The sequence below is a fragment of the Kribbella sp. ALI-6-A genome (assembly GCF_001984195.1).
Classification (GTDB): domain Bacteria; phylum Actinomycetota; class Actinomycetes; order Propionibacteriales; family Kribbellaceae; genus Kribbella.
In genome coordinates this window covers 146,079-162,482 of record NZ_MTQN01000009.1, presented here as the reverse complement: position 1 = coordinate 162,482, position 16,404 = coordinate 146,079, and the positions used below count along the sequence as shown (strand labels likewise).

Here is a 16,404-nt window from a genome sequence, read left to right as displayed (position 1 = left end):
GCGGCGCGGGACCAGGTGATCGAGGAGGCAGGACAGTGGCGGTACGGGCGATCCGGGGTGCCACCCAGCTGGACGTGGACGAGCGGGAGCACCTGCTCGAGCGGACGGCCGAGCTGGTCCGGGCGGTGCTGGAGGCCAACGACCTCGGGTCCGAGGACCTGATCAGCATCCTGTTCACCGTGACGCCCGACCTGCACTCGGAGTTTCCCGCGGTGGCCGGCCGGCAGATCGGGCTCACCGACGTACCGCTGATGTGCATGCAGGAGATCGCCGTACCGCACGCGTTGCCGCGCGTGGTCCGGATGATGCTGCACACCGAGTCGCCACGGTCGCGGGAGAAGATCCAGCACGTCTACCTGCACGGTGCGGTCGCGCTGCGCCCGGACCTGACCGGCGCCCAGTGAAAGACACCGTGAGCGACTCGATGAACGAACTGCGCGGCCCGGTCCGGATCGTCGGCACCGGCCTGATCGGCACCTCGATCGGGCTGGCGCTGACCCGGCTCGGCGTGGTCGTCGAGCTCGTCGACGGCGACCCGGACAACGCGCTGATGGCCGAGCGGATCGGCGCCGGCGCGCGGCTGGTCCAGCTCGAGCCGCAACTGGTCGTCGTCGCCGTACCGCCGGACCACGTCGGCGCGGTGATCGCCGAGCAGCTCGCGCAGACCGACGCCGTCGTGACCGACGCCGCCAGCGTGAAGGGCAAGCCGCTGGCCGACGCGAAGGCACTGGCGGAAGCGGGGGACCTCGCCCGGTACGTCGGCAGCCACCCGATGGCCGGTTCCGAGCGCAACGGCCCGCTCGCGGGTCGCGCCGACCTGTTCGAGGGCGCGACCTGGGCCATCACCCCGCACGAGACGAGCGATCCAGCCGCGGTCGAGCTCGTACGCCGGCTCGCGGAGGCCTGTGGCGCGCGAACGGTCGAGCTGTCCGTGCCCGACCACGACCTGGCAGTCGCACGCGTCTCGCACCTGCCGCAGCTGATGTCGTCGCTGGCGGCCGGGACGCTGGTCGACGCACCGGCCGAACACCTGGAGCTGTCCGGCCAGGGCGTCCGCGACGTCACCCGGATCGCGGCGAGCGACCCGGGGCTGTGGACCCAGATCGTCGCGGCGAACTCGCCCGCGCTGAGCGGCCTGCTGGAGCAGATCCGGGACGAACTCGATCGGCTTTTGATTGCCTTGAGCAAGGAGAAGCCGAATGGGAACTACCCCGACGACGAGGTGACCGCCGTCCTGCGGCGCGGCGTCTCCGGCGCGGTCCGGGTCCCGGGCAAGCACGGCACCCCGCACATCGAGCTGGTTCCCGTCCTGGTCACGATCCCCGACCGTCCGGGCCAGCTGGCCCGGCTGTTCGCCGACGCCGCGGCGTCCGGCGCCAACGTCGAGGACCTGCGGATCGACCACAGCCCGGGCCGGCCGGTCGGTGAGGTCGAGCTGGCGGTCAAACCGGCCTCGGTCGAGCAGTTGGTCGAGGTACTGACCGAGCGTGGCTGGACCGTGCACCGGTAACCTTCGGGCCATGATCATCGCTGTCGACGGCCCGAGCGGTTCCGGTAAATCGAGCACGGCCCGCGGAGTGGCCACCAGACTGGGCCTGAAGTACCTCGACACCGGTGCGATGTACCGCGCGGTGACCTGGTCGGCGCTGGAGGCCGGGCTCGACCTTGCCGACACCGCCGCGGTCGCGGACCGCGCCCGCGCGGTCGAGCTGGGGATCAGCACCGACCCGCAACGGGCGCACTTCACCGCCGACGGTACCGACGTCACCGAGGCGATCCGGGACCCGCGGATCAGCGAGCACGTGTCGAAGATCGCCACCAACCTGGACGTCCGCAAGGAGCTGATCCGGCGGCAGCGGGAGATCATCGACGACGCCCAGCCAGGCGGCGGGATCGTGGTCGAGGGCCGCGACATCGCGACCGTGGTGGCCACCGACGCCGAGCTCAAGGTGCTGCTGACCGCCGACCAGGACGCCCGGATGGCCCGCCGCAAGGCCGAACTGGCCGAGGGCGCGCTGACCGCCGAGCAGCTGCGTGACCAGATCGTGCGCCGCGACGCCGACGACGCCACCGTCTCGCAGTTCGAGGTCGCCTCGGACGGCGCGGTGACGATCGACTCCACCCACCTGTCCCTGGAGGAGGTCATCGACGTGATCAGCCGGCTCGCGAAGGAGGCCGAGGCCGCGCCGCGCGACCGGGAGTCATGAGGGTACTGATGCTCCCTCCGCTCCTCAGTCCAGGCCGGGAGTCCCCATGACCGCGGAACTGACCGGGCACCAGGAGCTGCCCCGAACGGACGACCTGCAGACCCTGCCGTACCGGCTCGGCGGGGTCATCCGGCACGTCGTCCGGCCGTACTTCCGCTTGCGTTACGACCTGACGATCCACCACGAGGACCGGTTCCCGCGGACCGGTGCGGTGCTGGTGGCGCCGAACCACCTCGGCCTGCTCGACGGACCACTGCTCGGCGCGACGGCGCCGAGAATGCTGCACCAGCTCGGCAAGATCGAGGCGTTCGGCGGCCTGCAGGGCAAGATCCTGCACCTGGCCGGGCAGATCCCGGTCGACCGTTCGACGTACGACGTACTGGCGATCCGCAAGGCGATCAAGGTGCTCCGCGACGGCCACGTGATGAGCATCTACCCCGAGGGCACCCGCGGCCGCGGCGACTTCCGCAAGGTCAGGGTCGGGGTGGCCTACCTGGCGATGGTCACCGGGGCGCCGATCCTGCCGGTGGCCCTGCTCGGCACCCGGCTGCCCGGCGGCGACGTGGAGCGGTTCCCGCCGTGGGGGAGCCGGGTGGACGTCGTGTACGGCACACCTTTCACGGTGGACCGCGTACCCTTTCCTCGGAGGCACACCGACGTACGGGCGGTGGCCGACCAGATCGGCGACGTCTTGCGGGCGCATGTCCAGGCCGCCGTCGCAGCCACCGGCCACCCGCTTCCGGGCAAGCCAGAGAAGAAGGATCGTGATGAGTGACCTGCCCACGGGCTACGAGTACGACGCCGAGCCGTCGCGCGGCGACGACACCGGCCCCGTGCCCGTTCTGGCGATCGTAGGCCGCCCGAACGTCGGCAAGTCGACGCTGGTGAACCGGATCATCGGCCGCCGCGAGGCGGTCGTGGAGGACACCCCGGGCGTCACCCGGGACCGCGTCTCGTACGACGCGGACTGGGCCGGCCGGTCCTTCACGGTGGTCGACACCGGCGGCTGGGACCCGGACGCGGTCGGCATGGCCGCGCTCGTCGCCGCCCAGGCCGAGGTCGCGATCAACGCGGCCGACGCGGTGCTGTTCGTGGTGGACGCGACCGTCGGCATCACCGACGCCGACGAGGCCGTCGTCCGGGTGCTGCGCAAGTCCGGCAAGCCGGTCGTGCTGGCCGCGAACAAGGTCGACGACCAGCGGGTCGAGGCCGAGGCGATGAACCTGTGGAGCCTCGGCATCGGCGAGCCGCACCCGATTTCGGCGATGCACGGCCGGGGGACCGGCGACATGCTGGACGCCGTACTGGCCGCCCTGCCGGAGGCGCCGCCGGAGCGCGATCCCGAGAGCGGGGGACCGCGCCGGGTCGCGATCGTCGGCAAGCCGAACGTGGGCAAGTCCTCGCTGCTGAACAAGGTCGCCAAGGAGGACCGGGTCGTCGTCAGCGACGTGTCCGGCACCACGGTCGACCCGGTGGACGAGCTGATCACGCTGGCCGGCAAGCAGTGGCGCTTCATCGACACCGCCGGTATCCGGCGCAAGGTGAAGAACGTCCAGGGCCACGAGTACTACGCCAGCCTGCGGACCAACAGCGCGATCGAGCGCGCCGAGGTCGTCGTGGTGGTGGTCGACGCCTCCGAGCCGATGACCGAGCAGGACCTGCGGATCATGAACACGGTCGAGGAGGCCGGCAAGGCCCTCGTGATCGCCTACAACAAGTGGGACATGGTCGACGAGGACCGGCGCTACTACCTGGAGAAGGAGATCGACCGCGACCTGGTCCAGCTGCGCTGGGCGCCGCGGGTGAACATCAGCGCGCTGACCGGCCGGCACATGGAGAAGCTGGTGCCGGCCATCGAGGCGGCGCTGGACGGCTGGCAGACCCGCGTCCCGACCGGCCAGCTGAACGCGTTCCTCGGCCGGTTGGTTGCCGCGCACCCGCATCCGGTCCGCTCCGGCAAGCAGCCGAAGATCCTGTTCGGCACCCAGGCCTCGACGATGCCGCCGACCTTCGCGATCTTCACCTCCGGGCAGATCGAGCCGTCCTACCAGCGCTTCATCGAACGCCGGCTGCGCGAGGACTTCGGCTTCGTCGGCAGCCCGGTGCACGTGCAGATCCGGGCCCGGCAGAAGAAGGCGAAACGCTGACCCCACCGGTGCGAAAGCACTGCCGCTGATGGGGTAAGGTTTACCCGCTCGCTCCTCCTGGGAGCAGCGGTTCGGGCTGTGGCGCAGTTGGTAGCGCACCGGTCTGGGGGACCGGGGGTCGCCAGTTCAAGTCTGGCCAGCCCGACAGTGCGAAAGGGCACCGGCATCACGCCGGTGCCCTTCGTGTTTCGCTCAGCAGGTAGGACTCACCAACCGCGCGCCCGCCATTCCGGGAGGTGGGGGCGTTCGGTGCCCAGCGCGGTGTCGGCGCCGTGGCCGGGGTAGACCCAGGTCTCGTCGGGGAGCCGGTCGAAGAGCTTGGACTCGACGTCGTTGATCAGCGACTCGAAGTTCTTCGCGTCGCCGCGGGTGTTGCCGACGCCGCCGGGGAACAGCGAGTCGCCGGTGAACAGGTGCGGGGCGCCCTTCGGGTCGTCGTACAGGAGCGCGATCGAGCCGGGGGTGTGGCCGGTCAGGTGGATCACGCGGAGGCCGACGGTGCCGAGGGAGATGGTGTCGCCGTCGTCGACGAGCTCGTCGGTCGGGACCTCGATGCCTTCCGCGTCGTACCGGCCGGCGAGCGTGGTCGCGCCCGTGGCGGCGACGACCTCACCGAGCGCCTGCCAGTGGTCGCCGTGGCGGTGGGTGGTGACGACCCGGCTGATTCCGCCGCTGCCGATCAGGGTCAGCAGGGTGTGCGCGTCGTTGGCCGCGTCGATCAGGAGCTGTTCGTCGGTCTGCCGGCAGCGCAGCAGATAGGCGTTGTTGTCCATCGGGCCGACCGCGACCTTGGTGATCATCAGCTGCGCGAGTTCGTGGGTCTGCGCGGGGCCGCCGACGCGGACGTTGCCGTGGTAATCCGTCATGTGACGATCCTCGCACCCATCGGCCGGCCGGCGGTACGAGCGCGGGGACTGGCGTGACCTGATCCGGGTACCGCTCGTTCGGAGAGCATGAGGTGATCGAATAGACTTTCGAACGCGGAGCCCCCGGGATCCGGCGTGGAAGTTTTTGTCGGTGGGCCTGGTTAGCCTAGATCGGGCATGTCCCTGAACCCTTCGAACGGCTGAGAGTGAGCTTGTGTCTGACCGTCTGATCGTGCGTGGAGCGCGTGAGCACAACCTGAAGGACGTCTCGCTCGACCTGCCGCGCGACGCCATGATCGTCTTCACCGGCCTGTCCGGGTCCGGTAAGTCCAGCCTCGCCTTCGACACGATCTTCGCCGAGGGCCAGCGCCGCTACGTCGAATCGCTGTCGGCCTACGCCCGGCAGTTCCTCGGTCAGATGGACAAGCCCGACGTCGACTTCATCGAGGGCCTGTCGCCGGCCGTCTCGATCGACCAGAAGTCCACCTCGCGCAACCCGCGCTCCACCGTCGGCACGATCACCGAGGTGTACGACTACCTGCGGCTGCTGTTCGCCCGCGCCGGCCGGCCGCACTGTCCCGAGTGCGGCGAGCCGATCGCCAAGCAGACCCCGCAGCAGATCGTCGACCGGGTGATGGAGCTCGACGAAGGCACCCGGTTCCAGGTGCTCGCGCCGGTGATCCGCGGCCGCAAGGGGGAGTATCTCGACCTGTTCCGCCAGCTCACCGGCCAGGGCTTCTCCCGGGCCCGGGTGGACGGCGAGACGATCCAGCTGACCGAGCCCCCGAAGCTGGACAAGCAGAAGAAGCACACGATCGACGTCGTGGTCGACCGGCTGGCGGTCAAGGCGTCGGCCAAGCAGCGGCTGACCGACTCGGTCGAGACCGCGCTCGGCCTGTCCGGCGGCATCGTCACGCTCGACTTCGTCGACCTCGACGAGAAGGACCCGCAGCGCGAGCGCCGGTTCAGCGAGAAGCTCGCCTGCCCGAACGACCACCCCCTGCAGCTGGACGAGCTGGAGCCGCGCTCGTTCTCCTTCAACTCGCCGTACGGCGCGTGCCCGGCCTGCTCGGGTCTGGGCACCCGGATGGAGGTCGACCCGGAGCTGCTGGTCCCGGACCCGTCGAAGTCGCTGGACGCGGGCGCGATCCAGCCCTGGTCGGGCGCGAACGTCTCGCAGTACTTCGAGCGGCTGCTGAGCGCGCTGGCCAAGGACCTGAAGATCAAGACCACGACGCCGTTCGGCGAGCTGCCGGCGAAGGCGCAGAAGGCGCTGCTGAGCGGTCACGACCGCCAGGTCCACGTCTCGTACAAGAACCGCTACGGCCGCGAGCGGTCGTACTACACCACGTTCGAAGGCGTCATCCCGTACGTCGAGCGCCGGCACGCCGAGGCCTCCAGCGACACCAGCCGGGAGCGCTTCGAGGAGTACATGCGCGAGGTGCCGTGCCTGACCTGCAACGGCGCGCGGCTGAAGCCGATCTCGCTGGCGGTCACGCTCGGCGGCAAGAACATCGCCGAGATCAGCGCGATGTCGATCGACGAGGTGCACGGCTTCCTGGTCGACCTGGACCTGACGCCGCGCGAGAAGCAGATCGCCGAGCGGGTCACCAAGGAGATCGGTGAGCGGCTGCGGTTCCTGCTCGACGTCGGCCTGGACTACCTGGCGCTGAACCGGCCCGCCGGCTCACTGTCCGGCGGCGAGGCGCAGCGGATCCGGCTGGCGACGCAGATCGGCTCCGGGCTGGTCGGCGTGCTGTACGTGCTGGACGAGCCGTCGATCGGTCTGCACCAGCGGGACAACCGGCGGCTGATCGACACGCTGGTCCGGCTCAAGGACCTGGGTAACACGCTGATCGTCGTCGAGCACGACGAGGACACCATCGACCACGCCGACTGGGTGGTCGACATCGGCCCGGGCGCCGGTGAGCACGGCGGCCAGGTGGTCGTGTCCGGCACCGTCGAGGACCTGCGCAACCACCCGGACTCGATCACCGGCGCGTACGTGTCGGGCCGCAAGGAGATCCCGATCCCGGCGATCCGCCGCCCGCTCACCGAGGGCCGCGAACTGACCGTGTACGGCGCGCGCGAGCACAACCTGCAGGACATCGACGTGACCATCCCGCTCGGGGTGTTCGTGGCGGTGACCGGGGTGTCCGGCTCGGGCAAGTCGACGCTGGTCAACGACATCCTCTACACCTCGCTGGCCCGGCAGATCTACGGCGCCCGCGCGGTGCCCGGCCGGCACACGAAGATCTCCGGCCTCGACCAGGTCGACAAGGTGATCCACGTCGACCAGTCGCCGATCGGCCGGACGCCGCGGTCCAACCCGGCGACCTACACCGGGGTCTGGGACCACGTCCGCAAGCTGTTCGCGGAGACGCCGGAGGCGAAGGTCCGCGGGTACCAGCAGGGCCGGTTCTCGTTCAACGTCAAGGGCGGCCGGTGCGAGGCCTGCTCCGGTGACGGCACGCTGAAGATCGAGATGAACTTCCTGCCCGACGTGTACGTGCCCTGTGAGGTGTGCCACGGCGCGCGGTACAACCGCGAGACGCTCGAGGTGCACTACAAGGGCAAGACGGTCGCGGACGTGCTGGACATGCCGATCGAGGAGGCCGCTGAGTTCTTCGAGGCGATCCCGGCGATCTCGCGGCACCTCAAGACGCTGAACGAGGTCGGCCTGGGCTACGTGCGGCTCGGTCAGCCCGCGCCGACGCTGTCCGGCGGTGAGGCGCAGCGGGTCAAGCTCGCCTCCGAGCTGCAGAAGCGGTCGACCGGCAAGACGGTCTACGTGCTGGACGAGCCGACCACCGGTCTGCACTTCGAGGACATCCGCAAGCTGCTCGGCGTACTGGGTGGGCTGGTGGACAAGGGCAACTCGGTGCTGGTGATCGAGCACAACCTCGACGTGATCAAGACCGCCGACTGGATCGTCGACCTCGGGCCCGAAGGCGGGCGCCGTGGCGGCACGCTGGTGGCCGAGGGCACTCCGGAGGAGGTCGCGGCCAACCCCGCGTCGTACACCGGGCAGTTCCTGGCCGAGATCCTGCACGGGCGGGCGGCCAAGCCGAGCGCGAAGCAGGCAGCGCCCACGGTGGTGACCCCGGCCAAGAAGACGGCCGCGAAGAAGGCGCCGGCGAAGAAGGCCGTCGCGGCCAAGAAGACGGCCGTCAAGAAGACCGTGGCCGCGAAGAAGACCGCCACGAAGAAGACGGCGGCCAAGCGCGCCGCGAGCTGACGAAGCACGGGTGAGCGCGCCGGTACGAACGTACTGGCGCGCTCACTTTTGCGTGCTGCCGCAACGGTGCGGGCCGGTCGGCGCGGAGAACCTCTGAGCGTTTAGATTAGGCGCGAACCAGGTGGCGGACCGAAGGGGAACACGTGTCACGGCAGTACGACTCCCAGCTGATCGAGTCGGTGGCGGTCCGGCGCCGGCGGTTGCGGGAGGCGTGGCTGTTCGGTGCTGCCCGTTCGCGCAAGACGCTCGACGAGGGCATCACCAAGCTGTTCGCCAGCGTGGCGGTCGCCGCGGTGATCTGCGCCGGCTGCGTGGGTTACTCGTTCATCCAGGACTCCCGGGGCAAAGGGCCGGGCAACGGACCCGTTGCCCCGAGCCCCAGTTCCACGGTGGGCGGTGACCCGAGCAGTTCGCCGACCGGTACGCCGTCGCCGACCGGCACTCCGGTGTCGAGCCGAACCCCGGCGCCGCCGACGCCGCCGCGGTCCTGAACCACCTTTCCCACCACGATTCCGGCCGCCGGCAGGGAACCGGACGCGACCCCGGCCGCGTCTATGGTGGGGAGTCGGCAGCCGGCACCATCACTTCGGAGGGATAGCAGTTGTGAGTGGACAGCGTTGGGACATGGGTAAGGACACCCTCGGCACCCTGGCCAAGAAGACGGGCGGCAAGACCCAGGACCTCGGCGGTCTGGTCAAGCGCCTGGCCGCGGCCGCTCAGCCGCTGGAGGGCAAGCTCCGCGGTAGCGGGCACGACGCCTTCATGTCCTTCAAGAGCCGCGTCGACGGCATCGCCGCAGACCTGAACGCCGGCCTGGCCGCGATCAACAAGGGTCAGCAGGGCATGGACGCCGCCACCCAGACCGGTATGAGCGAGATGGCCCAGGCCGCCAAGAAGTCCGAAGGTGCGGCGAACTTCGACGGCGCCAAGTTCAACAAGCGCTGATACGGGGAGACACAGACAGATGAGCAACCGCAACAGCTACGACAGCGGCGCCAGCGGCGAGACCCAGGCGGCGATCAAGAGCCTGTCCGCGCAGATCGAGTCGCTGATCGCCCAGCACCAGGCGAACGTGAAGGCCATGCGCGGCGACGCGACGATGACCAAGGTGCTGGACGAGTACGGCGCGGTCGAGGCGAAGTTCAACGCCGCCGCCACCGAGGTGCAGAACATCATCAAGTCGCTGGCGAGCACGCTGGCCGAGTTCGACACCCACGCGGACACCGCGTTCAAGGCCGCGTCGAAGGCCGTGACGGACATCGGCAACACCTGATCGATCGGGTAGTCAGCAGGCCCACGGCCGGCGCGCGGTGCCGCGCGCTGGTCGTCCGGGGTGCCGTCGGGGCACGACGGCTGGATCGCGTTCGGACGAGAGTTTCACGGGTGAGCCCTGCGTGGGGCGGCGAGAGGTAGAGGCATGGTCAACTGGACTGTTGAAGCAGCGGCGGCGATGGCGGACCTGCAGGGGATGCAGACCGACGCGAAGGCCTTCGAGGCCATCGGCACGAAGCTCAGCAACGGCCTGACCACGGCCGGCACGCAAGCCTCGCTGAACGGCAAGGGCGGCCCGATCGGCATCGCGATCAGCGAGTTCGTGGAGAAGTGGAAGGACTCGCTGCCCGGCATGGTCAAGCACACCGGTGACGTGATGCAGGGCACCGCCGCCGCGCTCACCGCCCTGGCCAACGGCCAGCAGGAGATGGCTCTGGCCGCCCAGCGCGGCATCCAGTTGACCGAGGGCGTCGATCCTCGTCAGGTGATCCGGAACGCGGCCGCCGCCGCGCGAGCAGAGCAGCAGCCGCAGCCGTCGTCCACCACCCGCGCCGTCTGATCCCGGGGACACGAACAGATGATCAAGCCCGAAGGCATCCCGAAGTTCGAAGGCAACCTGGAGCAGGTCACCCAGGCGGCCAACGACCTGACCGCGGTCGGCACCGAGATCACCACGATCGGTGTGAACCTCGAGCGCAGGTTCCGGCAGAACATCAACACCAACTACGCCAAGGGTCCGGAGACCCATCTGCTGGCGCGGGCGATGGAGCCGGTCAAGAAAGAGGGTGAACTGTTCGGCCCGAACCTGGGCACGATCGGTTCGGCGCTGCACACGTTCGTCTCCGAGGTCAGCCAGCACAAGACCGGCCTCGCGTCGGTCCGGACCCGGGCCGACGCCTGGAAGGCCAAGGTCGGCGACACCCCCGAGGACGAGATCGACGACAACGAGGACTGGGTCAAGGAGGAGAACCAGCTCCACAAGGACCTGCAGGGTCACCTCGACGCGATCAGCGCCGCCGAGCGCCGGTGCGCGAACAAGATCGTCGACCTCTACGGCGGCAAGAAGTGGGAGGACAGCGGCCTGCGGCAGGGCGAGAAGCCGCCGGAGGACAACGGCGAGGAGGAGAAGGACCCGGCGTGGGGCAAGCCGCTGGAATACGACGCCCCGTGGTACGAGGACGCGGTTGACTTCGCCGGCGGTGTGCTCAAGGGCATCTTCGTCGACGGCCTGCTCGGCACGCTGGACGCGCTGACCACGCTGATCCCGATCCAGCCGCTGCTGAAGTCGCTCGGCGTGAACAGCATCTTCGGCTACGAGCTGAAGGGCTGGAGCGACGCCGGCAACGCCTGGAAGGGCGTCGGCCTGACGCTCGCCTCCGCCGCGATGTGGGCGGTCCCCGGCGCGAACCTGCTGATGCACGCCATGTTCCCCGAGACCGCGGCGTACCTGGACAACGTCGGTCTGACCGTGCTGAAGGGCATGGTTGCGTGGGACATGTGGGGCGAGGACCCCGGTCGCGCGCTCGGCCAGGTCGGCTTCAACGTGATCACCACGATCGGTACCGGTGGTGCGGGTGGCGCGGTGCGTGCGACGGCGATCGCCGGTAAGTACGGCTCGGCTGCCGCGAAGGTTGCCAAGGGCGCCGATGTCGTGGTCGACATCGCCGGCAAGCTGCGCCCCGGCCAGCTCGCGGTGAACACCGCGCTGAAGCTGCCGAAGGTCTCCGACCTGGTGATCAAGGTCGGCAACGCCCCGGTGATCGGCGGCATGGCGAAGTTCAGCGGCCTGGACATCCCGACCTCGAGGGTCAGCCTGCCGCACACCGGCGGCGTCGACGTCCCGAGCGGCGACCACACGCCGGTCTCGGTAGGATCCGGTTCGCACAACTCCGGTTCGACGTCCACCTCCAGCAGTTCCTCCAGCGGCTCGGACTTCCCGTCCGGCGGCCGCTCGGACAGCCCGAACTCGCCGACCGGAGGAAACTCGGACGCGCCGACGGGCCGAGGCTCGGACAGCTCTTCAAGTGGAGACTCGGACAGTTCGTCTGGCGGGAACCAGGACGCTCCTGCGACTCGCACGGACTCGCCGAGCCACACGGACTCTCCGACGGGCCGCCAGGACGGGCCGACGAACGACGCCCCGGCGAACAACACGGACAGCCCGTCGCGGGCGGACAGCTCGACGTCGAATTCGGACGCGCCGCGTACGGACAGCCCGGGGTCGCGCAACGAGAGCCCGGCGACGCACACCGACAGCCCGAGCGGCACGCGCAACGATGCGCCGACCTCCCGGAGCGACAGCCCGGCGTCGAACCCGGACGGTCCGACGCCGACGCGCGGCGATGCGCCGGCATCTCGTGGGGATAGTCCGAACACGTCGCACGCGGATGCGCCGACGTCTCGTGGTGGGGACAGCCCCAACACGTCTCATGCCGACGCGCCCACGTCGCGTGGGGACAGCCCCAACACGTCTCATGCCGACGCGCCCACGTCGCGTGGGGACAGCCCGAACACCTCGCATGCCGACGCACCCACGTCGCGGGGCGACAGCCCGAACACCTCGCACGCGGACTCACCGACCTCCCGTGGAGACAGCCCGTCGACCACCCGCGCCGACGGTCAGACCACGCCGGACGCACCGCGGACCAACACCCCGGACGCCCCGCGGACGCCCGATGCGCCGCACACCCCCGACGTCCCGCGCACCCACACGCCGGACGCTCCGCGGACGCACACGCCGGACGCGCCGCACACCCGGACTCCAGATGCGCCGCACACCCCGGACGCCCCGCGCACGCCGGACGTGCCGCGGACCAACACTCCGGATGCGCCGCACACGCCCGACGTACCGCGGACCCACACGCCCGACGCACCGCGCACTCACACCCCGGATGCTCCGCACACCCCCGACGTGCCGCGGACCAACACCCCGGACGCGCCGCACACCCCCGACGCACCGCACACGCGGACGCCGGACGCTCCCGCCGCGCACCACGCGCCGGACGCGCCGCGGACCCACACCCCGGATGGGTCGACCTCGCGCGCCCCGGACGCCACGACGCCGCACACCGGCGACGCGGTCCCACCGGTCGTTGCACCCCACATCGGCGCTGGTCACGGCCGGTCCGGCGGCAATGGACCGGACACGCCGCACGGCACGACTCCCAGCCAGCCGAACAACCAGCACCAGCCGAACCAGCAAAACGCGAACCAGCACAACCCGAACCAGCAAAACCCCAACCAGCAGCAGCCGCCGCAGCCGCCGCAGCAGCCGATGACGGGGCACCCCGGCCAGCACCGGCACGACGCCGAGCCCGGCCGGTACAACACATACGACCCCGACGGAAGCCTGCTGCAGCGGTTCAAGGCCAAGGTGGGCGCGAACCCGCTGAAGAACGTGCGGCGCTGGATCACCGACGGCAACCCGCATTTCCACACGCAGCACCCGTCGGTGACCAACAACTGCGGCGACAACTCCCGGGCGTTCGTCGACACCCTCCAGGGCAAGGAGCCCCGGCTCGCCAACGCCGACGGCAGGGTGCCGCCCGGTGAGTACCCGGAGATGCACGAGTACACGGGCGTGCGTCCGGAGGGCATCCACGTCCCCGGCGCGAAGAACTCGAAGGAGTACACCGACGGCGCGTACCAGCAGATCCGCCAGGCGCTCGAAGGTCAGCCGCCAGGTACTGCCGCGATCATCGGCGGCAAGTGGGACGGCCCCGGTGGGCACTGGTTCAACGCCTTCGTCGATACCGACGGCGTTGTCCGCTGGGCCGACATGCAGACCGGAACGATCAGCGACGTCCCGCCGTACACGGGTACGTTCACCAAGCTCGAGGCAATGGTCCGCCGACCCGGCGGCGATTGGGAGTCCCCGCTCGCCCCGAGCATGAAGGTGGAAAACGTCAACGGCTTCCGCGTGGAAACTCCGAACGTTCCTCCTGCCGCCACTAATCAGCACCCGCTGCCGCCCAACGCTCCGCCGATGCCCACGCACCCGCCGGCCCAGCAGCACCCCCTGCCGCCCAACGCCCCGCCGGCGCCGCCACATCCGCCGGCTCAACACCAGAACCCGCCGCAGCCGCAGCACTCTCCGCAACACCCGCCTGCGCAGCACCAGCAGCATGCACCGCAGCAGCAGCCGGCTCAGCACCAGCAGCAGCCGGCTCAGCACCAGCCTGTGCAACACCAGCAGCCGCAGGCTCAGCATCAGCAGCAGGGGCCCGCTCAGCACCAGCAGTCGGCTCAGCACCAGCCTGTGCAACACCAGCAGGCGCCGGCTCAGCATCAGCAGCCGTCTGCGCCGCATCAGGAGCACGGGCCGGCTCAGCACCAGCACCAGCAGCAGCCGGGCCCGCACCAGCCTGCGCAACACCAGCAGCCGTCTGCGCCGCATCAGCAGCATGGCCCGGCTCAGCACCAGCAGCAGCCGTCTGCGCCACACCAGGAGCATGGGCCGGCTCAGCACCAGCCAGCTCACCAGCCTGCGCAGCCGTCTACGCCGCACCAGGAGCATGGGCCGGGCGACCAGGTGCCGTCGGCGCACGACAGGGCTCCCGATCCGTCGACCCGGCGGGATGGTCCGCCGCCGCCGCAGGACGCACGGCCGATGCACGACCAGCCGAACGCGCCACGGAACCCAGGTGACCTCGACGCACGTTTGCATCCGGATGGTCGGCCGGCTCCGCATGCGCCGCGTGATCCGAACCGGATCGAGAACGCGTTGCATCCTGATGGTCCGCCAGCTCCGCATGAGCCGCGTGATCCGAACCGGATCGAGAACGCGCTGCACCCCGACGGTCCGCCGGCTCCTCGTGTGCGGGATCCGCGGGAGGAGTTCATGCAGGATCGTCCCGGCGACGGACCTTCGGTTGATCAGCGCCTGCACCCGGACGGTCCGCCGGTGCCGCGTGATCCGAACCGGATCGAGAACACGTTGCACCCCGACGGTCCGCCGGCTCCGCACGATCCGAACCGGATCGACAACGCACTGAATCCTGAGCGGCCCGCGCCCGTGCGGGATCCGCGGGAGGACTTCATGCAGCGGCCGGAGGAGCGTCCTCGGGACCCGCGGGAAGACTTCATGCGGGAGGACGGCCCCCGGGATCCGCGGGAGGACGTCCGGCAGGATCCGCCCGGAGAGCACGGTGACCAGTCCTCGGCGTCCGACGGGTACGGCTCGTCCGACCAGCAGGCGCCCGGCGACTCCGATCCGTTCGCCAAGGACCGGTTCGAGGCGGGTCCGCCGCAGAGCGACGAGTTCGTCGAGGCCCCGGACTCCCCGGAGCACGCGGAGACCTATCGTCAGGCGCGGACGGCGACGCACGACGTGCCGCGGGTCGCGGAACTCACCGGTGTCGACCCGGACATGGTCGCGCTGGTCAAGGAGCATCTGTTCGTCCGGACGCATGACGTCGCGGTCGGACCGGGTGATCTTCGGCATGGCAATTTCACCCCGCTCGGCCATGTCGCCGGCCTGTGGCAGAAGGTGCTCGACGGCAAGTCGTTGACGCCGAACGAGGTCAACGAACTCCGCAGTCTGGTCGCGCACGAGTACGTCGAGGCCAGGTTGATGGAGTCCGGGGTACCGTACGACTCGGCGCACCCGTCGGCGTGGGACGAGGACGGCGGTCGACTCGCAACTCGTGGAGCCGCTCGCGCACACCTCGTGTCGCCCAGGCCGCTGCAGTCGTGGGCAGAGGCCGACCTGCTGCGTCACTGGGGCAGCTTCCTCGACCTGACGCCGCCACCTGGCGGTATCGCCGCCGACCTGTCCAACCTGGACGACGTCGTCCGCGCAGCGAAGGAGGGAATGGGATGGTGAACGACGTGACTGCCGCCGAGCAGATGGCCGACCGGCTGGCGGCTGTCCGGTACGACGACGCCGGGGCCTACCGCCGGCAACGGTCGCGGCTGCGGTTGGCCCGCGAGTACCTGCGCCGGACCGCCGTGTGGATGCAGGCGCTCGACCTGACGGAGGGCTGGCCGCATCCGGATCTGGCGAAGGCGATCGAGCCGTCGCTGGCGGTGGACCCGGCTCTGGCGGAAAAGGTCTTCGCTGCGACAGCAAACGGTGAGTTCCCCGTCCGCCCGACCGTGTCGTACCCGATCCTGCAATGGGCCGCGGCGGGCCAGCTGCCGAAACAGCGATTCCCCGACCTGGACGATCCGTTCGAACCCCTCGTGTTGCTGCTCGAACGCGACGGCGCCTTCATCGAGCACAACGGCGCGATGGAGCTCGGCTACGGCGAGTTCCAGATCCGGACCGTCGCGGACCGGGCCGCGCTGGAGCCACGACCGATCGATCCCGCGGCCCTGGACGAACTGGACCGGAAGGAACTGGTATGACCGAGACGGTCGATCCCGAGCGGCGGGCTGCGGCCCAGGAGACCCTGGCCGCTTGGAGCAACGCCCGGGCGCTGGACCCGAGCATGCGCCTGGACGCCTCCTACTTCGACCAATGGGAGGTCACGTCGTACGACGAGTTCCTGGTCTTCACCTCGGCCGGTGGATACACGAACCAGTCGTACCTGGTGCAGGAAGGGCTGGTGAAGCCGTTTGCACTGACGACCCACACGCTGGAGTCCGCGGCCGGTGAGGCGCGTGCCGAACGTGACGGCACCGAACCGCCGGAGCGTCCGGGTCCAGCTATCACCTGGGGCGATTGACACCGG

14 protein-coding genes and 1 tRNA gene are annotated in these 16,404 nt (G+C 70.0%); 14 read left to right on the top strand and 1 reads right to left on the bottom strand.

Going from position 1 to position 16,404, the window contains the following annotated elements; all coding sequences use genetic code 11:
• The first annotated feature begins 35 nt into the window (after nt 1–35).
• From aroH to BWI15_RS09710, 6 genes are all read left to right on the top strand, one after another.
• Complete coding sequence (gene aroH / locus BWI15_RS09735) at nt 36–404, top strand: chorismate mutase (protein WP_077014013.1); 369 nt, start codon at nt 36–38, stop codon at nt 402–404.
• Between the two features lie 8 nt (nt 405–412).
• Nucleotides 413–1,510: a prephenate dehydrogenase gene (locus tag BWI15_RS09730; protein ID WP_237771207.1), complete on the top strand. Its 1,098-nt coding sequence runs from the start codon at nt 413–415 to the stop codon at nt 1,508–1,510.
• Nucleotides 1,511–1,520: 10 nt separating this feature from the next.
• Nucleotides 1,521–2,207 (top strand): (d)CMP kinase, encoded by a 687-nt coding sequence (gene cmk, locus BWI15_RS09725; RefSeq protein WP_077014012.1) that lies wholly within the window; start codon nt 1,521–1,523, stop codon nt 2,205–2,207.
• 46 nt (nt 2,208–2,253) lie between these two features.
• Nucleotides 2,254–2,982, top strand: coding sequence for a lysophospholipid acyltransferase family protein (locus BWI15_RS09720; RefSeq protein ID WP_083750649.1), 729 nt, complete (start codon nt 2,254–2,256; stop codon nt 2,980–2,982).
• Nucleotides 2,975–4,354, top strand: a complete 1,380-nt coding sequence (gene der / locus BWI15_RS09715; protein ID WP_077014011.1) for a ribosome biogenesis GTPase Der — start codon at nt 2,975–2,977, stop codon at nt 4,352–4,354. Before BWI15_RS09720 ends, der begins: the two co-directional genes overlap by 8 nt.
• Before the next feature lie 72 nt (nt 4,355–4,426).
• Nucleotides 4,427–4,499: transfer RNA gene (locus tag BWI15_RS09710), tRNA-Pro, on the top strand.
• A gap of 61 nt (nt 4,500–4,560) precedes the next feature.
• On the opposite strand, the gene BWI15_RS09705 is transcribed toward BWI15_RS09710, so the two are convergent.
• Nucleotides 4,561–5,220: an MBL fold metallo-hydrolase gene (locus BWI15_RS09705; protein ID WP_077014010.1), complete on the bottom strand. Its 660-nt coding sequence runs from the start codon at nt 5,218–5,220 to the stop codon at nt 4,561–4,563.
• Between the two features lie 214 nt (nt 5,221–5,434).
• Between BWI15_RS09705 and uvrA the strand changes: the two genes are divergently transcribed.
• From uvrA to BWI15_RS09665, 8 genes are all read left to right on the top strand, one after another.
• A complete protein-coding gene (gene uvrA / locus BWI15_RS09700) occupies nt 5,435–8,458 on the top strand; it encodes an excinuclease ABC subunit UvrA (protein WP_077014009.1) in 3,024 nt (1,007 codons plus the stop codon).
• Between the two features lie 143 nt (nt 8,459–8,601).
• A complete protein-coding gene (locus BWI15_RS09695; RefSeq protein WP_077014008.1) occupies nt 8,602–8,949 on the top strand; it encodes a hypothetical protein in 348 nt (115 codons plus the stop codon).
• A 133-nt stretch (nt 8,950–9,082) separates the two neighbouring features.
• Nucleotides 9,083–9,403, top strand: coding sequence for a hypothetical protein (locus BWI15_RS09690; RefSeq protein ID WP_077014007.1), 321 nt, complete (start codon nt 9,083–9,085; stop codon nt 9,401–9,403).
• A gap of 19 nt (nt 9,404–9,422) precedes the next feature.
• Complete coding sequence (locus tag BWI15_RS09685; protein WP_077014006.1) at nt 9,423–9,731, top strand: hypothetical protein; 309 nt, start codon at nt 9,423–9,425, stop codon at nt 9,729–9,731.
• Between the two features lie 144 nt (nt 9,732–9,875).
• Nucleotides 9,876–10,289, top strand: coding sequence for a DUF6507 family protein (locus tag BWI15_RS09680; protein ID WP_077014005.1), 414 nt, complete (start codon nt 9,876–9,878; stop codon nt 10,287–10,289).
• Between the two features lie 18 nt (nt 10,290–10,307).
• On the top strand, nt 10,308–15,554 hold the full coding sequence (locus BWI15_RS09675; protein WP_077014004.1) for a toxin glutamine deamidase domain-containing protein: 5,247 nt from the start codon (nt 10,308–10,310) through the stop codon (nt 15,552–15,554).
• Nucleotides 15,548–16,078 carry a hypothetical protein gene (locus tag BWI15_RS09670; protein WP_077014003.1) on the top strand — a complete coding sequence of 177 codons (531 nt, stop codon included), beginning with the start codon at nt 15,548–15,550 and terminating at the stop codon, nt 16,076–16,078. The genes BWI15_RS09675 and BWI15_RS09670 overlap by 7 nt, the downstream gene beginning before the upstream one ends.
• The gene (locus BWI15_RS09665; RefSeq protein WP_077014002.1) at nt 16,075–16,398 is read left to right on the top strand and encodes a hypothetical protein; all 324 of its coding nucleotides are present in this window, start codon (nt 16,075–16,077) and stop codon (nt 16,396–16,398) included. The genes BWI15_RS09670 and BWI15_RS09665 overlap by 4 nt, the downstream gene beginning before the upstream one ends.
• Nucleotides 16,399–16,404 lie beyond the last annotated feature (6 nt).